This is a genomic window from Cellulosimicrobium sp. RS (genome assembly GCF_046159675.1).
In the GTDB taxonomy this organism is placed as follows: Bacteria; Actinomycetota; Actinomycetes; order Actinomycetales; family Cellulomonadaceae; genus Cellulosimicrobium; species Cellulosimicrobium funkei.
The window spans coordinates 326,056-344,075 of the sequence record NZ_JBJXVU010000003.1 but is presented as its reverse complement, the minus strand read 5'-3'; the positions used below and the strand labels follow the sequence as shown (position 1 = coordinate 344,075).

At 72.2% G+C, this 18,020-nt stretch carries 9 protein-coding genes; all 9 read right to left on the bottom strand.

What is annotated here, in order from left to right; genetic code table 11:
- Positions 1-64: 64 nt before the first annotated feature.
- Positions 65-4,243, bottom strand: a complete 4,179-nt coding sequence (locus tag ACI769_RS07150) for a beta-L-arabinofuranosidase domain-containing protein (RefSeq protein WP_409141413.1) — start codon at positions 4,241-4,243, stop codon at positions 65-67.
- 208 nt (positions 4,244-4,451) lie between these two features.
- Positions 4,452-8,333 (bottom strand): alpha-L-arabinofuranosidase C-terminal domain-containing protein, encoded by a 3,882-nt coding sequence (locus ACI769_RS07145; protein ID WP_409141412.1) that lies wholly within the window; start codon positions 8,331-8,333, stop codon positions 4,452-4,454.
- 263 nt (positions 8,334-8,596) lie between these two features.
- Positions 8,597-9,574: a galactofuranose ABC transporter, permease protein YjfF gene (gene yjfF, locus ACI769_RS07140; protein ID WP_074809335.1), complete on the bottom strand. Its 978-nt coding sequence runs from the start codon at positions 9,572-9,574 to the stop codon at positions 8,597-8,599.
- An 83-nt stretch (positions 9,575-9,657) separates the two neighbouring features.
- Positions 9,658-10,716, bottom strand: a complete 1,059-nt coding sequence (locus ACI769_RS07135) for an ABC transporter permease (RefSeq protein WP_043655183.1) — start codon at positions 10,714-10,716, stop codon at positions 9,658-9,660.
- Positions 10,713-12,251, bottom strand: coding sequence for a sugar ABC transporter ATP-binding protein (locus ACI769_RS07130; protein WP_086149021.1), 1,539 nt, complete (start codon positions 12,249-12,251; stop codon positions 10,713-10,715). Before ACI769_RS07130 ends, ACI769_RS07135 begins: the two co-directional genes overlap by 4 nt.
- A 234-nt stretch (positions 12,252-12,485) precedes the next feature.
- Positions 12,486-13,505: an ABC transporter substrate-binding protein gene (locus ACI769_RS07125; protein ID WP_034655507.1), complete on the bottom strand. Its 1,020-nt coding sequence runs from the start codon at positions 13,503-13,505 to the stop codon at positions 12,486-12,488.
- A gap of 382 nt (positions 13,506-13,887) precedes the next feature.
- Positions 13,888-15,396, bottom strand: a complete 1,509-nt coding sequence (araA, locus tag ACI769_RS07120) for an L-arabinose isomerase (protein ID WP_144721701.1) — start codon at positions 15,394-15,396, stop codon at positions 13,888-13,890.
- A gap of 125 nt (positions 15,397-15,521) precedes the next feature.
- A complete protein-coding gene (locus ACI769_RS07115; RefSeq protein ID WP_409141411.1) occupies positions 15,522-16,280 on the bottom strand; it encodes an L-ribulose-5-phosphate 4-epimerase in 759 nt (252 codons plus the stop codon).
- Positions 16,277-17,938, bottom strand: coding sequence for a xylulokinase (locus ACI769_RS07110; protein WP_409141410.1), 1,662 nt, complete (start codon positions 17,936-17,938; stop codon positions 16,277-16,279). Before ACI769_RS07110 ends, ACI769_RS07115 begins: the two co-directional genes overlap by 4 nt.
- Positions 17,939-18,020: the final 82 nt, after the last annotated feature.

The following is an 18,020-nucleotide window of genomic DNA, read 5'->3' as shown; positions in this document are numbered from 1 at the left end:
CGCTGCGGCGTCCTCGCGGCCCGTCGGACCGACCGCGAGGACGCCGGTGCGGCGCGCGGGTCGCTCAGCCGCAGGTGCGCGGCTCGATGTCGACGTCGTGGGTCGTGGTGACCGGGGCGCCGTCGAGCACCGCCGTCGCGGTGACCGTCGCGCTGCCGGCGGGGACCGCCGTCGCGCGCGACGCGAACGACTGGTACGCGTTCGCGCCGGGGACGACGCCCGTGGACGACCTCTCCCCGTACGGCGTCGCCAGGGTGACGTCCACCGGCGTGGCGCCCGTGTTCGTCGCCCGGACCGCCACGTAGGCCTTGCCGGCGAGGCAGCGCGACGAGACCTCGACGTCGAGCGGGACGACGGCCGTCGCCCCCGGCACGATCTCGACCCGGTAGGTCGTGGCGGTCTCGTGGTCCTGCGCGACGCCGACGACCTCCACGGTCCGGGCGCTCCCGTCCGCCGGGAGCGGCACGACGCGACCCTGCGTGTCGTCGATCAGCACGCCGTCGACGCGGACCAGGCCGCTCGGCACGTGCGGGTCGGCGTCGAGCACCACGCTCGTCATGCCCGCGGGGACGGTGAGGGTGTAGTCCGTCACCGCCGGGTCGAACGCAGGGGCGAGCGACCCGGTGTCGAACGCGAGCGCCGCGAGCCCGGGCGTCGCGTCGTACGACGCCGCGCGGTCGACCCGGACGCCGAACACGCCTCCGGCCCAGCCGCCCGTCGCCTGGAAGCGGACGGTGACCACGGGGATGCGCTCGCCGTCCTCGTCGAGCACGTACTCCCCCGCGCTGTCGACCTTCCAGCGCGTGCCCTCGCCGATCTCGAGGTACTTCGCCGGGAGCTGCGTCGTGTCGACGTAGAACCCCTGCTCGTCCTTGGTCGGGGCGTTCGCGACCGTGGTGATCGTCTTCAGCTTCTCGTCGTCGACGTACACGTCGAACACGCGGCCCTGGTCGCCCGAGTAGAGCGTGACCCCCAGGTGGTTCGACGCCGAGGCCGGGTCGATCATGAGGTCGTAGCTGAACCAGCCCGTGCCGTTCGCGTGGCGGAACTGGCGGCCGGAGAACGTCCCGACCGACGACCCGCTCTGCTTGAGGTTCTTCGCGTTCTCGAAGTTGTTGTCGTCGAAGCTCGTCAGGCTGTCGACGGTGCGCTCGGCGTCGCGCAGCTCCTGCTTGGCGCGCAGGATGCGCTCCTGCGACGCGGCCGAGTCCGGCTCGTCGAGGTGGAGGTAGAGCCCGTACGTCACGTCCCAGTTGGTGTGGTGGGGCGTGAAGACGAGGTCGCCGCCGTCGGCGGTGTTCCGCAGCTCGAGCTGGACCCGACCCTCGGCGTCGTCCTCGACACGGACGAGGTTCTCCGCGATCCGCTCCTTCCACTCGTCGGCGCCCATGTTCGCGGCCGTGATCGTCGTCTGGGCGTCGGCGTCGCGCGTGGACGAGCGGACGAGGATGCCCGTGCCCTGCCACGCCGGCTCGGGGACCTCGCCGAGGTTCGCGGAGAGGACGACGGGCCCGTACCGGAAGGCCACGAAGTACGGGTTGTCCGGGGTGTCGACGACGGACGCCGCCATCGGCATCGTGTACCGGACGACGTCGCCCGCGGCGACGGGCAGCACGACGTACCCGCGCGACACGTGCGGCTCGACGGCGGCGCCGTTCACCTCGACCGCGGGCTCGCCCGCGATCCACGACGGCACGCGCAGGCGCAGCGTCGCGTCCTCGGCGACCGCACCGCCGTCGAGCGCGTCGACGCGGAAGGTCACGGTGTCCTCGTTCGGCAGGTTCGCCTCCTGCGTGAGCCGCAGGTTCTGCTCCGCGTGCTCGACCGTCGAGGAGAAGAACATGTTGACCCACACCGAGCCCTGGCCGGTGAAGTAGATCGAGTCGCCGAGCTTGGAGAAGCTCTCCATCCCCGTCCCGGTGCAGCACCAGAACTCGGTGAACGGCAGGTTGTAGACGCGGTGGTAGCCCGACGCCATGGGGTTGAAGTACGTCGTCGTCCCGGTCTCCGGGTTCTGCGACGCGAGGATCGTGTTGATGAACGCGTTCTCGTAGTAGTCCGCGTACCGCACGTCCTTGCTCAGCGTGAAGAGCTCGCGCGCGAGCTTGAGCATGTTGTACTCGTTGCACGTCTCGGCCGTCTCGGCGTTGCGCGCGGTGCCCTGCTCGTCCGCGCGCTCGTGCAGCGACCCGGGCGCGTGGAAGTGCTCCGCCTGGCTGTTCGCGCCGGTGACGTAGGTGTGGTCGCGCACCACGATGTCGAAGAAGTTCTCCGCCGCCGCGAGGTACATCGGCAGCTCGTCCTTCTCGGCGGGCGTGAGCAGGTCGTAGTAGGCGGGGTTCTGCGTGAACACCTGGTAGCGCTTGAGCGCGCCGAGCAGCTTGGGGATCTGCGTGTTGGCGTGCTTGCCCGGCAGCACGTCCTGGCCCGCGGCGAGCTGACGGAAGAACGTCACCTCGTCGAACGCCTCGGCCGCCTCCTTGATCCGGACGTCGCCCGTGAGGTCGAACAGCTCGTACAGCGCCTCGTTCATGCCGCCGTACTCGGTGCGCAGCATGACGTCGGTGCTCGGCAGCTTCGCGACGCGGCCCTGGACGTAGAGCCCGAACTCGGTCGCCACGGCGAGCGCCTGGTCACCGACGGGGCCGTCCACGTGCTCGGCGACGTCGAGCAGCCCGGCGAGCACCTTGTGCAGGTTGTACCAGGGCACGATGACGTTCTCGTCCGACGTCCCGGTGCCCTGCACCTGGTCGAGGATCGACTCGCGGAACGCGGAGACGTACCCGGCCGAGCCGGGGTGCGCGGCGGCGTACGCGTCCTGCACGCGCGCGAGCCCGCCCACACCCTCCTCGATCTCGGTGAACAGCGCGTCCTTCGTCGCCTCGTCCTGCGTCGAGGACCACGACATCGCGAGCGCCGAGAGGTAGTGGCCGAACGCGTGGCCGCGGAAGTTCACGGCGTTGCTGCGCTCCCAGCCGCCGTACCCGGCGGCCGTGGTCGGGGTCAGCCCGCCGACCTTGTAGAACTCGTAGAGGAACGTCTCGGAGTCCAGGCTCAGCAGGTACTCGTGCTCCTTCGCGGCAGCGTTCTGGAGGAAGTCGTCGGAGAGCAGCACCGACGGCAGCGCGGTCTCCTCGAGCGGCGTCTCGTCGACGATCGCGGGCACGACGACCTCGAGGTCGCGCGTCACCGGCTCGCCGTCGAGGTAGCGCACCGTCGCGGTCAGCGTGACGTGCGCGTCGTCCTCCCCGATCGCGGGCCGGACCACGGTCCCGTCGGTCGCGACCACCTCGGGGTGCGACGACCGCCACGTCACGGTCGACCCGCGCGAGCCGGTCGCCGGGAGCACGAGCGCGACCGTCGCGCGCTCCGGCAGGGACAGCGCGTCGGCGTCGTCCTGCGCGATCGCGTCGCGGTCCACCGTGCGCCCGCTCTCCTCGTACAGCCCGACGACGTCGCCCAGGTCCGCCACCGCGTCGTACAGGCGGTAGTCGTCCAGCGCGGCCTTGAGGTAGGCGCCGTTGTACTGGGGCCCGTTGAACCCGATCGTCTTCGGCAGCGCCGGGTCGGAGCCCAGGACCCCCGTCGCGTCGCCGGCGACCGCGCTGGCCACCGTCGACGGGACCTGCTCGCCGTTGCGGTAGAACGCGACGGCCTTCGTCGCGTGGTCGTACGTGACGACGACGTGCGTCCACTCGTCCGCGGGGAAGAACGCCGCGCGGTCGGAGCTCGCGACTCGCACCTTGTACGGCTGGCCCGACGCCGGCCCCACCGACAGCGCGAGCGGCACCGTGTCCGACTCGGACGACAGGTACCAGCCGTCCGAGTTGTAGGCCCGCTTGTTCCACGTGACGACGTGCTCCCCGGACAGCTTCCCGCTGGGCTCCACCCAGAACGAGAGCGTCAGGTCCTCGGGCTGGAGCGCCGTCGACGATCCGAGGTCGAGGTACGTGCTGCCGCTCAGGCGCAGGGCCTGCCCCGCCCCGTCGACGCCGTCGACGTAGGAGAAGCCGGTCGGCGCGGAGCCGGAGTGACCGCGCAGGGCCACGGGGTGCGCGAGGGGGCTCGCGTCGGCGACGTCGCCCTCGAACGCGAGGTCGAGGACGGGCGCGGGCAGGGCGTCGGCCGCGACGGCGGACGGTGCCCACGCGGTCACGGCGAGCGCGGCGGCGGCCGCCACGGCCGCCAGCCGGGCCACGCCGCCGGGTCGACGGCGGACGCCGTCGGTCGGTCGGGGGTGCATCGGTGCTCCTCTGGTCGGCACGGGCGTCGTCGCCCGCGCGTCGAGACGTGCGGTGTCGTGCGATGTCGTGCTGTGGCGGCCCGCGCGGGGAGCGCGGGCCGCGCCCTCGTGGCCCGCCGGACCGGCCACGAGGGTGCCTCCTGGCCGAGGTAGAGGCGTGGTCGTGACCACGCCTCTACCTCGGCACCTGCGGTGCTACGTCACGAGGTCAGCCGCAGTCGAGCGCGTCGTAGGCGACGTCGACGGTCGAGGTGACCTGCTCGCCGTCGAGCGTCGCCGTGCCCGTCACCGTCGCGGTGCCGGCCGGGGCCGACGTCGCGCGCGCCGCGAACGACTGGTACGCGTTCCTGCCGGGCGCCACGTCCGCGAACGCCTTCTGCCCGAACGGCGTCGCGAGCGTCACCGAGACCGGGACGTCCTCGCCGTTCGTCGCGCGCAAGGCGACGTACGCCGTGCCCGCCAGGCAGCGCGGCGCTACCTCGACCGCGAGGTCGAGCTCAGGCTCCACGTCGGACGCGTGCAGCCGGACGAACGTGATCGAGTGTGCGGGGAACTCGTAGGAGAACTCCTCCCCCACGCCCGTCAGCGTCCGCTCCACCGGGACGACCCGCTCGGGGTCGGCCTTGGTGTTGGTGTCCGACGGCGCGCCCACCATCTCCGTGACCGTCGCCTGGTCCGCGATGCCGTCGGAGCCCTCGACGTGCACCTGCGTGCGCGCCGCGGTCGCGGTGGGGTTGACGACCTTGACGACGACGTCACCCGTGTCGTCGTCGCGCGTGACGACCTGGTAGAGCGACTTGGTCGACGGCTGCTCGTAGGACATCTGGAGCTCGCCGTCGAGGTAGAGCTCGATGGTCGAGCCCTCGACGACGACCTTGACGTGGTACGGCTGCCCGGCCTCGATGCTGTGGTTCTCGACGGCCTGCACCTCGTTCGCGCTCCCGCCCGACGCGCGCTGGAGCGCCTGGCGCGTGTTGTTCCACCCGCCGAGGTTCCACCAGTAGTAGTCGTTCGGGCCGCCCGCGGCGAAACCGACGAGGAAGCCCTCCGCGCCCGTCGTCTTGCGCGCGTCGAGCTCGAGCGTGTAGCTCGACCAGTCCTTCGCGTACGCGCCGGCGACGATCGACCGGGCGTCGGTGACGTTCGTCGCCGACTGGACGTAGGCGCCGTCCTGCGCCGCCCACGTGCCCGACTGCGGCTCCCACTGCGAGGCGCCGGACTCGAAGTCGTCCGCGAACAGCACGTCGCCGCTCGCGTTGTCGGTGACGCGCACGTTGTCGTACTGCGCGGCCGTGTTCCACGTGGAGAGGAAGACGCCGCCGTCGAGCGTCGCGTCGGCGGGCGCCGGGCCGGAGTGCGTGCTGGGCACGACCTCGTCGCCCGCGTTCGCGGAGAACACCTGCTGGACGTAGTAGTTCACCGAGCCCCAGGACTCGTCGTTGTCGAACCAGATCGCGTCGGGCGACCACTGGACGTACGACTCGTTCGCGAGCAGCGGCGCGTACGACGCGAGCCGCACGACGTCGGAGTTGCGCTCGAGGCCCGTCATGAAGGCGGCCTCGGACAGCGCGTTGGCGAACGTGTTGCCGCGCGACGCGTACTCGCCGAGGAACACGTGCGGCCCCTCGCGGTCGTAGGAGTCGTAGCGCTCGTCGTTCTCGAGGAACCACTGCGGGTCGTTGTAGTAGTGCTCGTCGACGAGGTCGACGTCCTGCTCGCGGTTGAACTCCCAGAGCTCGTCGAAGCGCTGGCCCGTGTCGTCCGGCCCGGAGTTCGAGATGATCTGGACGTCCGGGTAGGCGGCCGCGATCGCGTCGCGGAACGCCGGGAAGTTGGCCTCGAACGTCTTCGTGTTCTCCTCGTTGCCGAGCCCCACGTACTTCAGGCCGAACGGCTCGGGGTGGCCCAGCTCGGCCCGCACGGCGCCCCACTCGGTCGTCACGTCGCCGTTCGCGAACTCGATCAGGTCGACCGTGTCGTCCACCCAGCGCTGGATCTGCGCGGGGTCGGTCATCTCGGGGATGGTGCTGCCGCAGCCGTTGGCGCCGACCGACACCACGGGCAGCGGCGTCGCGCCGAGGTCCTCGGCGAGGAGGAAGTACTCGAGGTACCCGATGCCGTAGGACTGGTTGTAGCCCCAGAAGTTCCAGTTGGTCGCGCGCTCCTCGACCGGGCCGATCGTCTCCTTCCACTGGTACGTGCGGCGACGGTCGGTGAAGCCCGACTCCTCGTACGTGCGGAACGTGCCGACGTTCGTCACGCAGCCGCCCGGGAAGCGCAGGAACTGCGGGTCGAGCGCGTCGATCTTCTCGGCGAGGTCCTTGCGGAGCACGGACTTCCCGTTGACCGGGCCGACCCACGTGTCCTGCGGGAAGAGCGACACCTGGTCGAGCGCGAGCGTGCCCGCCGCGCCGGAGAGCAGCGCGAGCCGCCCGGCGTTCGTCGTGCCCGTCGCGGTGAGCGTGACGCCGTACTTCTTCCACGCGTCCGAGCCGTCGACGGCGACCTGGCCGGTCGCGTACGCCGTGGTCCCGGCGGCGTCCTCGACGCGCACGGTGACGGTCTGCGCCGTCGTCGACCGCGCCCAGACGGAGAAGTCGTACGACTCCCCCTCCTCGACGAACAGCCCCGTGTTGTACCCGGCGTTGCGCACCCCGGCGCCCGCCCCGGTCGTCGTGAGGTCGAGGTAGTTGCGGTTCGTCGCGTTGAGCCGCCCGGCGTCGTTCACGACCTGCGTCGTCGCCGTCGCGCCGCCGCGGTTCGCGGCGCTCCACGCGGTGAGGCCGGTGAACGACGCGTTGTCCTGGTTGTTGAACTCGAAGGAGCGGTTGCGCACGAGCTCGGCGTACAGGCCGCCGTCGGCCGCGTAGTTGATGTCCTCGTAGAAGATGCCGTACAGCTCGTCGCTCATCTCGGTGCGCTCGCCCGCGAGGTCCACGGTGATGTCGTGGTCCGCGCTCGTGGCGGGCGTGATCGTCAGCTTCGTGGCCGCCTCGCGCGGGCCGAGGACGAGCGCGCCGTCGGACGCGCGCACCCCGGCGTACCGCTCGGGGTCGGCCGCGCTGCGCAGCCAGACCGTGCCGCCGCCCGCGTCGGTGAGCCGCAGCGCCGTCGCGTCCGCGCCCGCGGCCCCGAGGGAGAGCCGGGACGCGCCGGAGACGACGACGGGCCGGTCGCCGACGGCGAGCGTCACCGGGGACGTGCCCTCGGCGCCGTCGACCGCCGTCGCGGCGAGCGCGACGGTCGTCGCGGGGCGCTCGTCGTCGAGGGCGAGGCCGTCGTCGCTCGCCACGAGGTACCGGGCGTCGCCCGGGCCCGCGAGCGTGAACGTGCCGTCGGGCACCTGGTCCGCGCCCTCGGCGGCCTGGACCGCGACGTAGTCGAACGCCGCGGTGTGCGCCGCGCCGCTCTGCGCGGCGAGCGCGTAGAGGCCGACGTGCGTCGTCGGGAAGTCGACGGTCACGGAGCCCGCGGGCTGCCACGCGGTGCCGTCCCAGAAGCTCGTCGCGATCGTGTCGCCGGTGCGCTGCATGCGCAGCGTCTCCCCGGTGGAGCCCGGGCGGTCGGTGAAGGCCGCCGCGCTGAAGACGCCGCCGGTCTCGACGTCGTTCTCGATCGCGCGGCCCGACGGCGAGAGGTCACCCACGAAGGTCAGGCCGGACCGGACGTAGTTGTCCATGTCCTGCCACGCGACGAGACCCGCGCCCTGGTAGACGGAGGTGACGGGCGCCTCGAGCCGGGTGACGACGGTGAAGTCGCCCGCCGGCACGTCGAGCAGCACGACGTTCTTGGCGCTGTTCGCGTCCTGGTAGGTGTCGCCCGGCTGCGAGGTCAGCGTGAGCTTCCCCCCGCCGACGGACAGCGCCTCGGGCACGGGGTTGACGACGGTCCAGTCGGGACCGAGCGCGGCGCCGTCGAACGCGTCGACCCACGCGCCGTCGGGCAGGTCGGGCTCCGCGGCGGAGGCCGGCAGCGACGTCGCGAGCGCGACCGTGCCGACCATCCCCGCCACGAGGGCGACGGCGACGGACCGGCGACGCGCCGGTCTGCGCCGGGGCGTGGGAGGGGACGGGTGAACAGGCTTTTCCATGGGGCTTCCTCTCTTCGTCGAGAGACACGCACCGTTGCGTGTGAGCGTTCACAAGTTCGGCCCGAGCCTAGTGTGAGCGCTCACATTCCACAAGGGCGGCGTCATGACACCGCCGGGCGGGCGTGCGCCCGACCGGCCCAGGGGTGCCGGCCCCCGTCCTGCTCCGGTGATCCCGGGCCGTCAAGCCCGGGCAGACGGCCGCGGCACCGGCCCCGCGCCGCGGACGTCCCGAGGACGTCCGCGACGGGGCCGGTGCCGCCGGCTCACCTCCGCCTGACGACGAGGACGCGCTGCAGGATCACGAAGACCAGCAGCAGCACGCCGATGACGATCTTCGTCCACCACGAGCTGAGGGTGCCCTCGAACGTGATGATCGTCTGGATGAGGCCCAGCACGAGCACGCCGAGCACGGACCCGAGCACGAAGCCCGTCCCGCCCGTGAGGAGCGTCCCGCCGATGACGACCGCCGCGATCGCGTCGAGCTCCATGCCGACGCCCGTGAGCGAGTAGCCGGACCGCGAGAACATCGCGAACAGCAGGCCGCCGATGCCGGCGCACGTGCCGCTCACCACGTAGACGAGCACCTTGGTGCGCGCGACGGGCAGGCCCATGAGCATCGCCGACTGCTCGCCGCCGCCGATCGCGTAGACGGTGCGGCCGAACTGCGTGTAGTGGAGCACGTAGAACGCGATCGCGACGACGACGAGCGCGATGATGACCGCCGTCGTCAGGCGCCAGCCGTCGCCGATCTCCTGGCTCCAGCCCGCGAGCGCCACGAACGACTCGTTCGTGATCGGGATGGACTGGAGGCTGATGACGTAGCACAGGCCGCGCGCGAGGAACATCGCGGCGAGCGTGGCGATGAACGGCTGGATGTCGAACACGTGGACCATGAGCCCGACGGCGAGCCCCAGCACGGTGCCGATGAGGACCGCGATGACGAGCACCACCGCGACCGGCCACCCGCTCTGGAGGAGCGACGCCGTCGTGATGCCCGACAGCGCCACCACGGCGCCCACGGAGAGGTCGATGCCGCCGGTGAGGATGACGAAGGTCATCCCGACCGCGAGCACGATGAGGAACGAGTTGTTGATGAACAGGTTGGAGATGACGCGGGCCGAGAGGAAGTTCTCGTACCGGCTCCCGCCCACGACGAGCATGAGCGCCAGCACCGCGAACGTGCCGAGGACCGGGAGGTAGCGCCGGTCGAGGCGCACGCGGCTCGTGAGTCGCTCGGTCATGGTCGGTCGGCCTCCGGGGGCGGCGGTCTCGGCGCCCCGGGGGTCGGGCGGAGAGGTCGGGGCAGGGGTCTGCACGGCGGACATCAGGCGCTCACCTCCGCGGCCGCGGCGGCCGTCGGGGCCGCGCGACGTCGTCGGGCGGCGACCAGGTCGCGCACCTTCGGGGACTGCGCGAGGCAGACCGCGATGACGACGATCGCCTTGAACAGGGGCGTGACGGACGGCGAGATGCCGAGCATGGTCACCGTGAGGGTGAGCGTCTGGATGATGAGGACGCCGACCAGGGTGCCGGAGAGCGAGAACTTCCCGCCCGCGAGCGACGTACCGCCGATCACGACGGCGAGGATCGCGTCGAGCTCGATGAAGAGCCCGGCGTTGTTGGCGTCGGCCGCCATGGTGCTCGACGAGATCATGAGGCCGGCGAGGCCCGCGAAGAGCGCGCAGACCGCGTAGACGGTCCAGATGATGCTGCGCGCCTTGACGCCCGCGAGGCGGCTCGCCTCGGGGTTGATGCCGACGGACTCGATGAGCATGCCGAGCGCGGTGCGCCGCGTGAGCAGCGCGACGGCCGCGAAGACGATGCCGGCGAGCACGACCGCGACGGGGATCCCGAACCAGAACCCGGACCCGATCGACTTGAACGGTGCGCTGTTGACCGTCGTGATCTGGCCGCCCGTGATGAGCATCGCGACGCCACGGCCCGCGGTCATGAGCACGAGCGTCGCGATGATGGGCTGGATCCCGAGGACGGAGACGAGGAAGCCGTTCCACACGCCGAGGACGAAGGACAGCGCGAGCGCGATCCCCACGGCGACGAGGACGGTCGTCAGGCTGTCCGGCGTGGGCGACGACGCGATGAAGCTCAGCGCGACGGCCCCGGAGATCGCGACCACCGCGCCGACCGACAGGTCGATGCCGCGCGTCGCGATGACGAGGGTCATGCCGAGCGCGACGAGCAGCAGCGGCGCGCCGTTCTTCAGCAGGTTGACGAGCGACCCGAAGAGGTGGCCGTCCTGCAGCCTGATGGACAGGAAGCTCGGCCGGTTGACCGTGTTGACCGCCAGCAGCACGACCAGCGCGACGATCGGCCAGAAGAGCCGGTGCTGGACGGCGCGCTGCCAGGCGGGTGCCGTGGTGCTCATGACTCCTGCCCTCCGCTCGCGATGAGCTCGACGACGTCCTCGACCGTGACGTCCTCGTCGTTGGTGATCTCCGCGACCTTGACCCGGTCGCGCATGACGGCGATGCGGTGGCTGAGCCGCAGCACCTCCTCGAGCTCGGCCGAGATGAACACGACCGACATGCCCTCGCCCGAGAGCTGGGCGACGAGCTTCTGGATCTCGGCCTTCGCCCCGACGTCGATGCCGCGCGTCGGCTCGTCGAGGATGAGCAGCCTGGGGGCCGTCGCGAGCCAGCGCGCGAGGAGCACCTTCTGCTGGTTGCCGCCCGAGAGGTTCTTGATGAGCGCGTCCGGGTTGGCGGGGCGGATCGCGAGCGCGCTGATGTACTTCTCGACGATCTCGTCGACCTGCTTGCGCGGCAGGCGCCGGGCCCACCCGCGCTCGGCCTGGAGACCGAGCACGATGTTCTCGCGGATCGTCAGGTCGCCCACGATGCCCTCGGCCTTGCGGTGCTCCGAGGAGAACGCGATCTTGCGCTGCATCGCGGAGCGCGGCGTGCGCAGCCGGGCGAGCGCGCCGCCGACGCGGACCTGGCCGCTGTCCGCGCGGTCCGCGCCCGCGAGCAGCCGGGCGAGCTCGGTGCGGCCCGAGCCGAGGAGGCCCGCGAGCCCGACGACCTCGCCCGGGTAGACGTCGAGGTCGAACGGCTGCACCGAGCCCTTGCGGCCGACGCCGAGCGCCTGGACGAACGGCGTCGCCTCGCGGTCGGCGACCGAGCGCTTGGGCGCCTCCTCGAGCTCCTCGAGCACCTCGAGCGAGGTGCCGATCATCTTGGAGACGAGCTCGAGGCGCGGCAGCTCGGCGGTGACGTACTCGCCGACGAGCTTGCCGTTGCGCAGCACGGTCATGCGGTCGGAGATCTCGTACACCTGCTCGAGGAAGTGCGAGACGAAGAGGATCGCGACGCCCTCGTCGCGCAGGCGCCGCACGACGGCGAAGAGCTGCGCGACCTCGTCCGCGTCGAGGCTGGACGTCGGCTCGTCGAGGATGAGCACCTTGCACTCGACGACGAGCGCGCGGCAGATGGCCACGAGCTGCTGCACGGCGAGGGAGTGGCTCGAGAGCGAGGACGCCGGGTCGATGTCGAGGTTGAGGCGCGCGAGCATCTCTCCCGCCCGACGGCGCGTGGCCCGCCAGTCGATCGCGCCGAGGCGGCGCGGCTCGTGGCCGAGCATGATGTTCTCGGCGACCGAGAGGTTCTCGCAGAGGTTGACCTCCTGGTACACCGGCGAGACGCCGGCGGCCTGGGCCTCGCCCGGGCCGGAGAACGTGTGCTCGGCGCCGTCGACGAGGATGCGACCGGAGTCGATCGAGTAGACGCCGGTGAGCGCCTTGATGAGCGTCGACTTGCCGGCGCCGTTCTCGCCCATGAGGGCGTGGACCTCTCCGGGCCGGAGCGTGAGGTCGACTCCGTCGAGCGCCTTGACGCCCGGGAACTCGATCGAGATCCCGGTCATCTCGACGACGGGCCGACCGTCGGGGACGGCGGTAGTCATGGGTGACCTTCCGTGCAGCGGTGGCGGCGGGGCTGCCGGGCCCCGGGGCGCCTCAGGACGCCGGCGGGGTCGGCATGCCGGCGGTGGTGCGTCGGCCGCGCGCCGGGGAGCCGTGCTCTCCCGGCGCGCGACCCGTCCGTGGTGGCGGGCCGGTCGGCGTCGACCGGCCCCGCCGGGGCGGTGCGGAGCGGGTGCCCGGAGGTCCGGGGCGCCCGCTCGGCGCGCGCGGTGCGCTCAGTACTCGCGCGTCGGGAGCGCCTCGATCGCCTGCTCCTGCGTGAAGGACTCGTCCTTGACGACGATGCGCTTCTCGACCTCCTCGCCCGCGACGACCTTCTTGATGATCTCGGCCAGGTCCGGGCCGAGGAGCGGGTTGCACTCGACGATGAAGTTGATCTTGCCGTCGGCGAGGGCCTGCATGCCGTCCTTGACCGCGTCGACGGTGACGATCTTGATGTCCTCGCCCGGGACGAGACCGGCAGCCTCGATGGCCTCGATGGCGCCGAGGCCCATGTCGTCGTTGTGCGCGTACACGAGGTCGATGTCGTCGTGCGCCTGGAGGAAGCCCTCCATGACCGTCTTGCCCTCGGCACGCGTGAAGTTGCCGGTCTGCGAGTCGATGATCGTCACGTTGGGGTTGTCCGCCGTGGCGTTCTCGAAACCGGTCTTGCGGTCGATCGCGGGCGCGGCGCCCGTGGTGCCCTGGAGCTCGACGACGTTGATGGGCTCGGTCGCGAGGTTCTCGGAGACCCAGTCGCCGGCCATCTCGCCCTCGAGGACGAAGTCGGAGCCGATGAACGACTCGTAGAGGGTGTCGTCCTCGGAGTCGACCGCGCGGTCGGTGAGGATCACGGGGATGCCGGCCTGCTTGGCCTCCTCGAGCACCGCGTCCCAGCCGGACTCGACGACCGGGGAGAACGCGATGACGTCGACGCCCTGCGCGATGTAGGAGCGGATCGCCTGGATCTGGTTCTCCTGCTTCTGCTGCGCGTCGGAGAACTTGAGGTCGAAGCCGTTCTCGGCCGTGAGCGTGTCCTGGATGGACTTGGTGTTCGCCGCGCGCCAGCCGGACTCGGCGCCGACCTGCGAGAAGCCGACGGAGATCGTGTCGCCGCCACCGCCGCCGTCGCCGCCCGCGTCGTTGCTGCTGCCGTCCGTGCTGCCGCCCCCGCTGCTGCACGCCGCGAGCGCGAGGACCGCCACGCCGGCGAGGACACCCGTCAGACGCGTGCGCGCCTTGGTCGTGCTGAACATGCTCTCCTCCTTGAGATGCGACCTCGGCGCCGTGCCGAGGACCGTCGGGTCGTGCCAGCCCTTCATCGGACTGTTGACTCTTGTTGATACATGTTTGCTTGTGTCAATGTCTAGCGGTGTCAGGGCCGCTCCCGCAAGCCCCCACTCGGCATTCCGCATCACCGTTCGGTAACCATTCCGGTCACCGCTCGGCACTGCGACGTGCTCGAGCTGCGGAGCCAGGCGAGGGGCAGGAACCCCGGGCCCGCGGATGTGATCGCTCACAGCCTCCCGAGAGACGATGTTAGCGCTCACACGGCCCCAGGGGAAGCCGCCGCCCCGTCACGGTTCGGTCACGGCCGGTGGCCGTGACGGGACCGTGCGCGGACGGCTCCCCCAGGCGTCAGAGGCCCTGCGCGAGGCGGTAGTAGACCTGGTTCCACCGCACCTGGTCGCGGAAGCCCCGCCGCGTCGTGCTCTCGTCGATGACCAGGAGCTCCGTGCGCGCGATGTCCGCGAAGACCTCGAACGCGTCGATGCCCGCGGCCGTGGAGAGCACCGTGTGGTGCGCGCCGCCCGCCGTCAGCCAGGCCTCGGCGGACGTCGCGAAGTCCGGCCGCGGCTCCCACACCGCGCGTGCCACCGGCAGGTGCGGCAGCGGCGCGCTCGGCGGGACGACGTCCACGACGTTCGCCGTGAGCCGGAAGCGGTCGCGCATGTCCGCGAGGGACACGACGACGCCGACGCCCGGGTCGGCGTCGAACACCATGCGGACCGGGTCCTCCTTGCCGCCGATGCCGAGCGGGTGGATCTCGACGCGGGGCGTCGAGGTCGTGAGCGACGGGCAGATCTCCAGCATGTGCGCGCCGAGGATCTTCTCGCTGCCCGGGGTCAGGTCGTAGGTGTAGTCCTCCATGAGCGACGCGCCGCCGGGCAGCCCCTCGCCCATGACCTTCGCGGCGCGCACGAGCACGGCCGTCTTCCAGTCGCCCTCGGCCCCGAACCCGTAGCCCTTGGCCATGAGGCGCTGGACGGCGATGCCGGGGAGCTGGCGCAGGTCGCCCAGGTCCTCGAAGTTGGTCGTGAACGCCTTGGCGCCGACGGACTCGAGGAACGTCTCGAGCGCGATCTCCTGCCGGGCCGCGTACCGCAGCGAGGCATGCCGGTCGCCGTCCTTGCGCAGCTCGGGGACCACGTCGTAGAGGTCCTCGTACTCCGCGACGAGCGCGTCGACGTCGGCCTCGGAGACCTCGTCGACCGCGCGCACGAGGTCGTTCACGCCCCACGTGTTCACGCTCACACCGAACCGGAGCTCGGCCTCGGTCTTGTCGCCCTCGGTCACCGCGACGTTGCGCATGTTGTCGCCGAAGCGGGCCAGGCGCAGCTCGTGCGTCGCCGCCCAGCCGGCGGCGCCGCGCACCCACGAGCCGACGCGCGCGGTGACCGCCGGGTTCGAGACGTGCCCGACGACCGTCGTGCGCGCCACCCCGAGCCGCGTCGCGACGTACGCGTACTCCCGGTCGCCGTGCGCGGCCTGGTTGAGGTTCATGAAGTCGAAGTCGATCGTGTCCCACGGCAGCTCGACGTTCGCCTGCGTGTGCAGGTGCAGGAGCGGCTTGCGGAGCTGGTCGAGGCCGCCGATCCACATCTTCGCGGGGCTGAACGTGTGCATCCACGTCACGACGCCGAGCACGCGGTCGTCGGCGTTGGCGTCGAGCATCGCGCGGCGGATCGCGCCGGCGTCCTTGAGGACGGGCTTCCAGACGACGGACGCCGGGACGTCCGGCGACGCGTCGAGGGCGCGCGCGACCTCCTGCGACTGCTCGGCGACCTGCCGCAGCGTCTCCTCTCCGTACAGGTCCTGGCTGCCGGTGAGGAACCAGATCTCGCGGTCCGCGTAGGGCTTGCTCATGTCGGTCCATCTCTCGTGTCGTGGGCGAGGGCCGCACCGCTGCGGTCCCGTCCCGGTGGTCGTGCTGCGTGTCGTGCCGGTGCGCCGCCGGGCCCCGGGGGAACCGGGTCGGAGCGGCCCGCCGGTCAGCGCGCGGGCTGCTGCCCGTAGACGTGCTGGTAGCGCGCGTAGAGCGCGTCGACGTCGTCCTGCGTGATGCGCGTGGGCTCGCCGAGCTGGCGGCTGACGTGCACGGTGCGGGCGACCTCCTCGCACATCACGGCCGCCTTGACCGCCGCGCGCGCGTCCTTGCCGATGGTGAACGGCCCGTGGTTGCGCATGAGGACCGCGGGGCTGCGCGACCCGCGCAGCGTCTCCACGATGCCGCGCCCGATCGAGTCGTCCCCGATGAGCGCGAACGGTCCGACGGGGATGTCGCCCCCGAACTCGTCGGCCATCATCGTCAGGACGCACGGCACCGGCTCGCCGCGCGCGGCCCACGCCGTCGCGTAGGTCGAGTGCGTGTGCACCACGCCGCCCACCTCGGGCAGGTGGCGGTACACGTACGCGTGCGCCGCCGTGTCCGACGACGGCGACCGGTCGCCCTCGACGAGGGCCCCGTCGAGGTCGCACACGACCATCGCGCCGGGGGTGATGTCGTCGTACGCGACGCCCGACGGCTTGATGACGAGCAGGTCGCCCGCGCCGTCGGGCCGCGTGGTGTCCCGGACGCGCTCGGACACGTTGCCCGCGGTCCACACCACGAGCTCCCAGCGGGGCAGCTCGGCGTGCAGCGCGGCGACGCGCTCCTTCGCGGCGTCGACGGCGTCGCGCAGGTGCGCGGGCACCGCCGGGACGGCGGGTCGCGCGGCCGTCGCGTCCGCGGACGGGGTGGGCGTGCTCATGCGGGGTCCTCTCCTCCGGTGCGGGTGGGCAGCGCTGTCACGGCGGCACGCTCGACGGCGAGCCCGGCCGCGTACCGCTCGAGGTACGCGGCGAAGCCGGCGACGTCCGCGGGGTCGGGCTCGACCGTCACGGTCTCGGCCGCCGCGAAGACGTGGTCGCGCAGGTAGTCGCCCAGGTCCGCACCCACGTCGGCGCCCGGTGCGCGCTCCCCGGCGCAGGCGCGCGCGAAGGCCGCGAGCACCGCGATGCCCCAGGCCCCGCCCTCGCCCGCCGTGCGCCCCACGCTGACGGGCGCGCCGATCGCCGCCGCGAGGAGCCGCTGCGCGACGCCCGCGGTGCGGAACATCCCGCCGTGGGCGAGCATCCCGTCGATCCGGACGCCCTCCCGCGCGAGCACGCGCATGCCGAGCGCGAGGGTCCCGAACGCGCCGTACACCTGCGTCCGCGCGAAGTTGGCGAGCGTCAGGCGGCTGCCGGGCGTGCGGACGACCAGGGGGCGCCCCTCGTCGAGCCCGGTGATCGGCTCCCCCGCGAGGTAGTTGTAGGCGAGCAGCCCGCCGCCGTCGGCGTCGCCGTCGAGCGCGGCGCGGAACAGCGCGCCGAACACGTCGTCCGGGCCCGCGTCGCTGCCGACGGCCGCGGCGAGCTCGCCGAGCAGGCCGGCCCACGCCTCGAGCTCGCTCGCGCCGTTGTTGCAGTGGACCATCGCGACGAGGTCGCCCGCCGGCGTCGTGACGAGGTCGAGCTCGTGGTGCACGGCGGCGAGCGGGCCCTCGAGCACGACCATCGCGAAGATGCTCGTGCCCGCGCTGACGTTGCCCGTGCGCGGCGCGACGGCGTTCGTCGCGACCATGCCCGTGCCCGCGTCGCCCTCGGGCGGGCACAGCAGGACGCCGGGCTCCAGCGACCCGGTGGGGTCGAGCCAGGCCGCGCCCTCGGCGGTCAGGCGCCCGGCGCTCTCGCCCGCGACGAGCACGTCGGGCAGCAGCTCGGCGAGCTTCGGCCCGGCCCGGTGGGTGGCGGCGCGCTCGTCGACGAGCGCGAGGAGCGCGTGGTCGTAGTCGCGCGTCGCCGGGTCGACCGGGAACATGCCGGACGCGTCGCCGACGCCGAGCACGTGGCGGCCCGTGAGCCGCCGGTGGACGTACCCGGCGAGCGTCGTGAGCGACGCGACGCTCGCCGCGTGCGGCTCGGCGTCGAGGATCGCCTGGTACCAGTGCGCGACCGACCAGCGCAGCGGGACGTTGTACCCCAGCAGCTCGGTGAGCTCGGCGGCGGCCGGGCCGGTCGAGGTGTTGCGCCACGTGCGGAACGGGACGAGGAGCTCGCCGTCGGCGTCGAACGCGAGGTAGCCGTGCATCATCGCGGAGACGCCGAGCGCCCCGTACGTCGTGGGTCGCACGCCGTACCGCTCCTCGACGTCGGCCACGAGGCGCGCGTAGCACTCGCGCAGCCCCGCCTCCACGGCGTCGAGCGGGTACGTCCACGTGCCGTCCTCGAACCGGTTCTCCCAGGCGTGGCTCCCGCTCGCGAGCGGCGTGCCGTCACCGTCCACGAGGCACGCCTTGATCCGCGTCGACCCGAGCTCGATCCCGAGCGCGGTGTCCCCCGCCACGACGGCCGCCCGACGGCGCCCGACCTCGTCCTGCTGCACCATTGCTGCTTCTCCTCGTCGCGGCGTCGCGCCTCGGTCGTTGAGTGTCCTTCGAATGTTAGCGCTCACAACCGGCGAGGCCAAC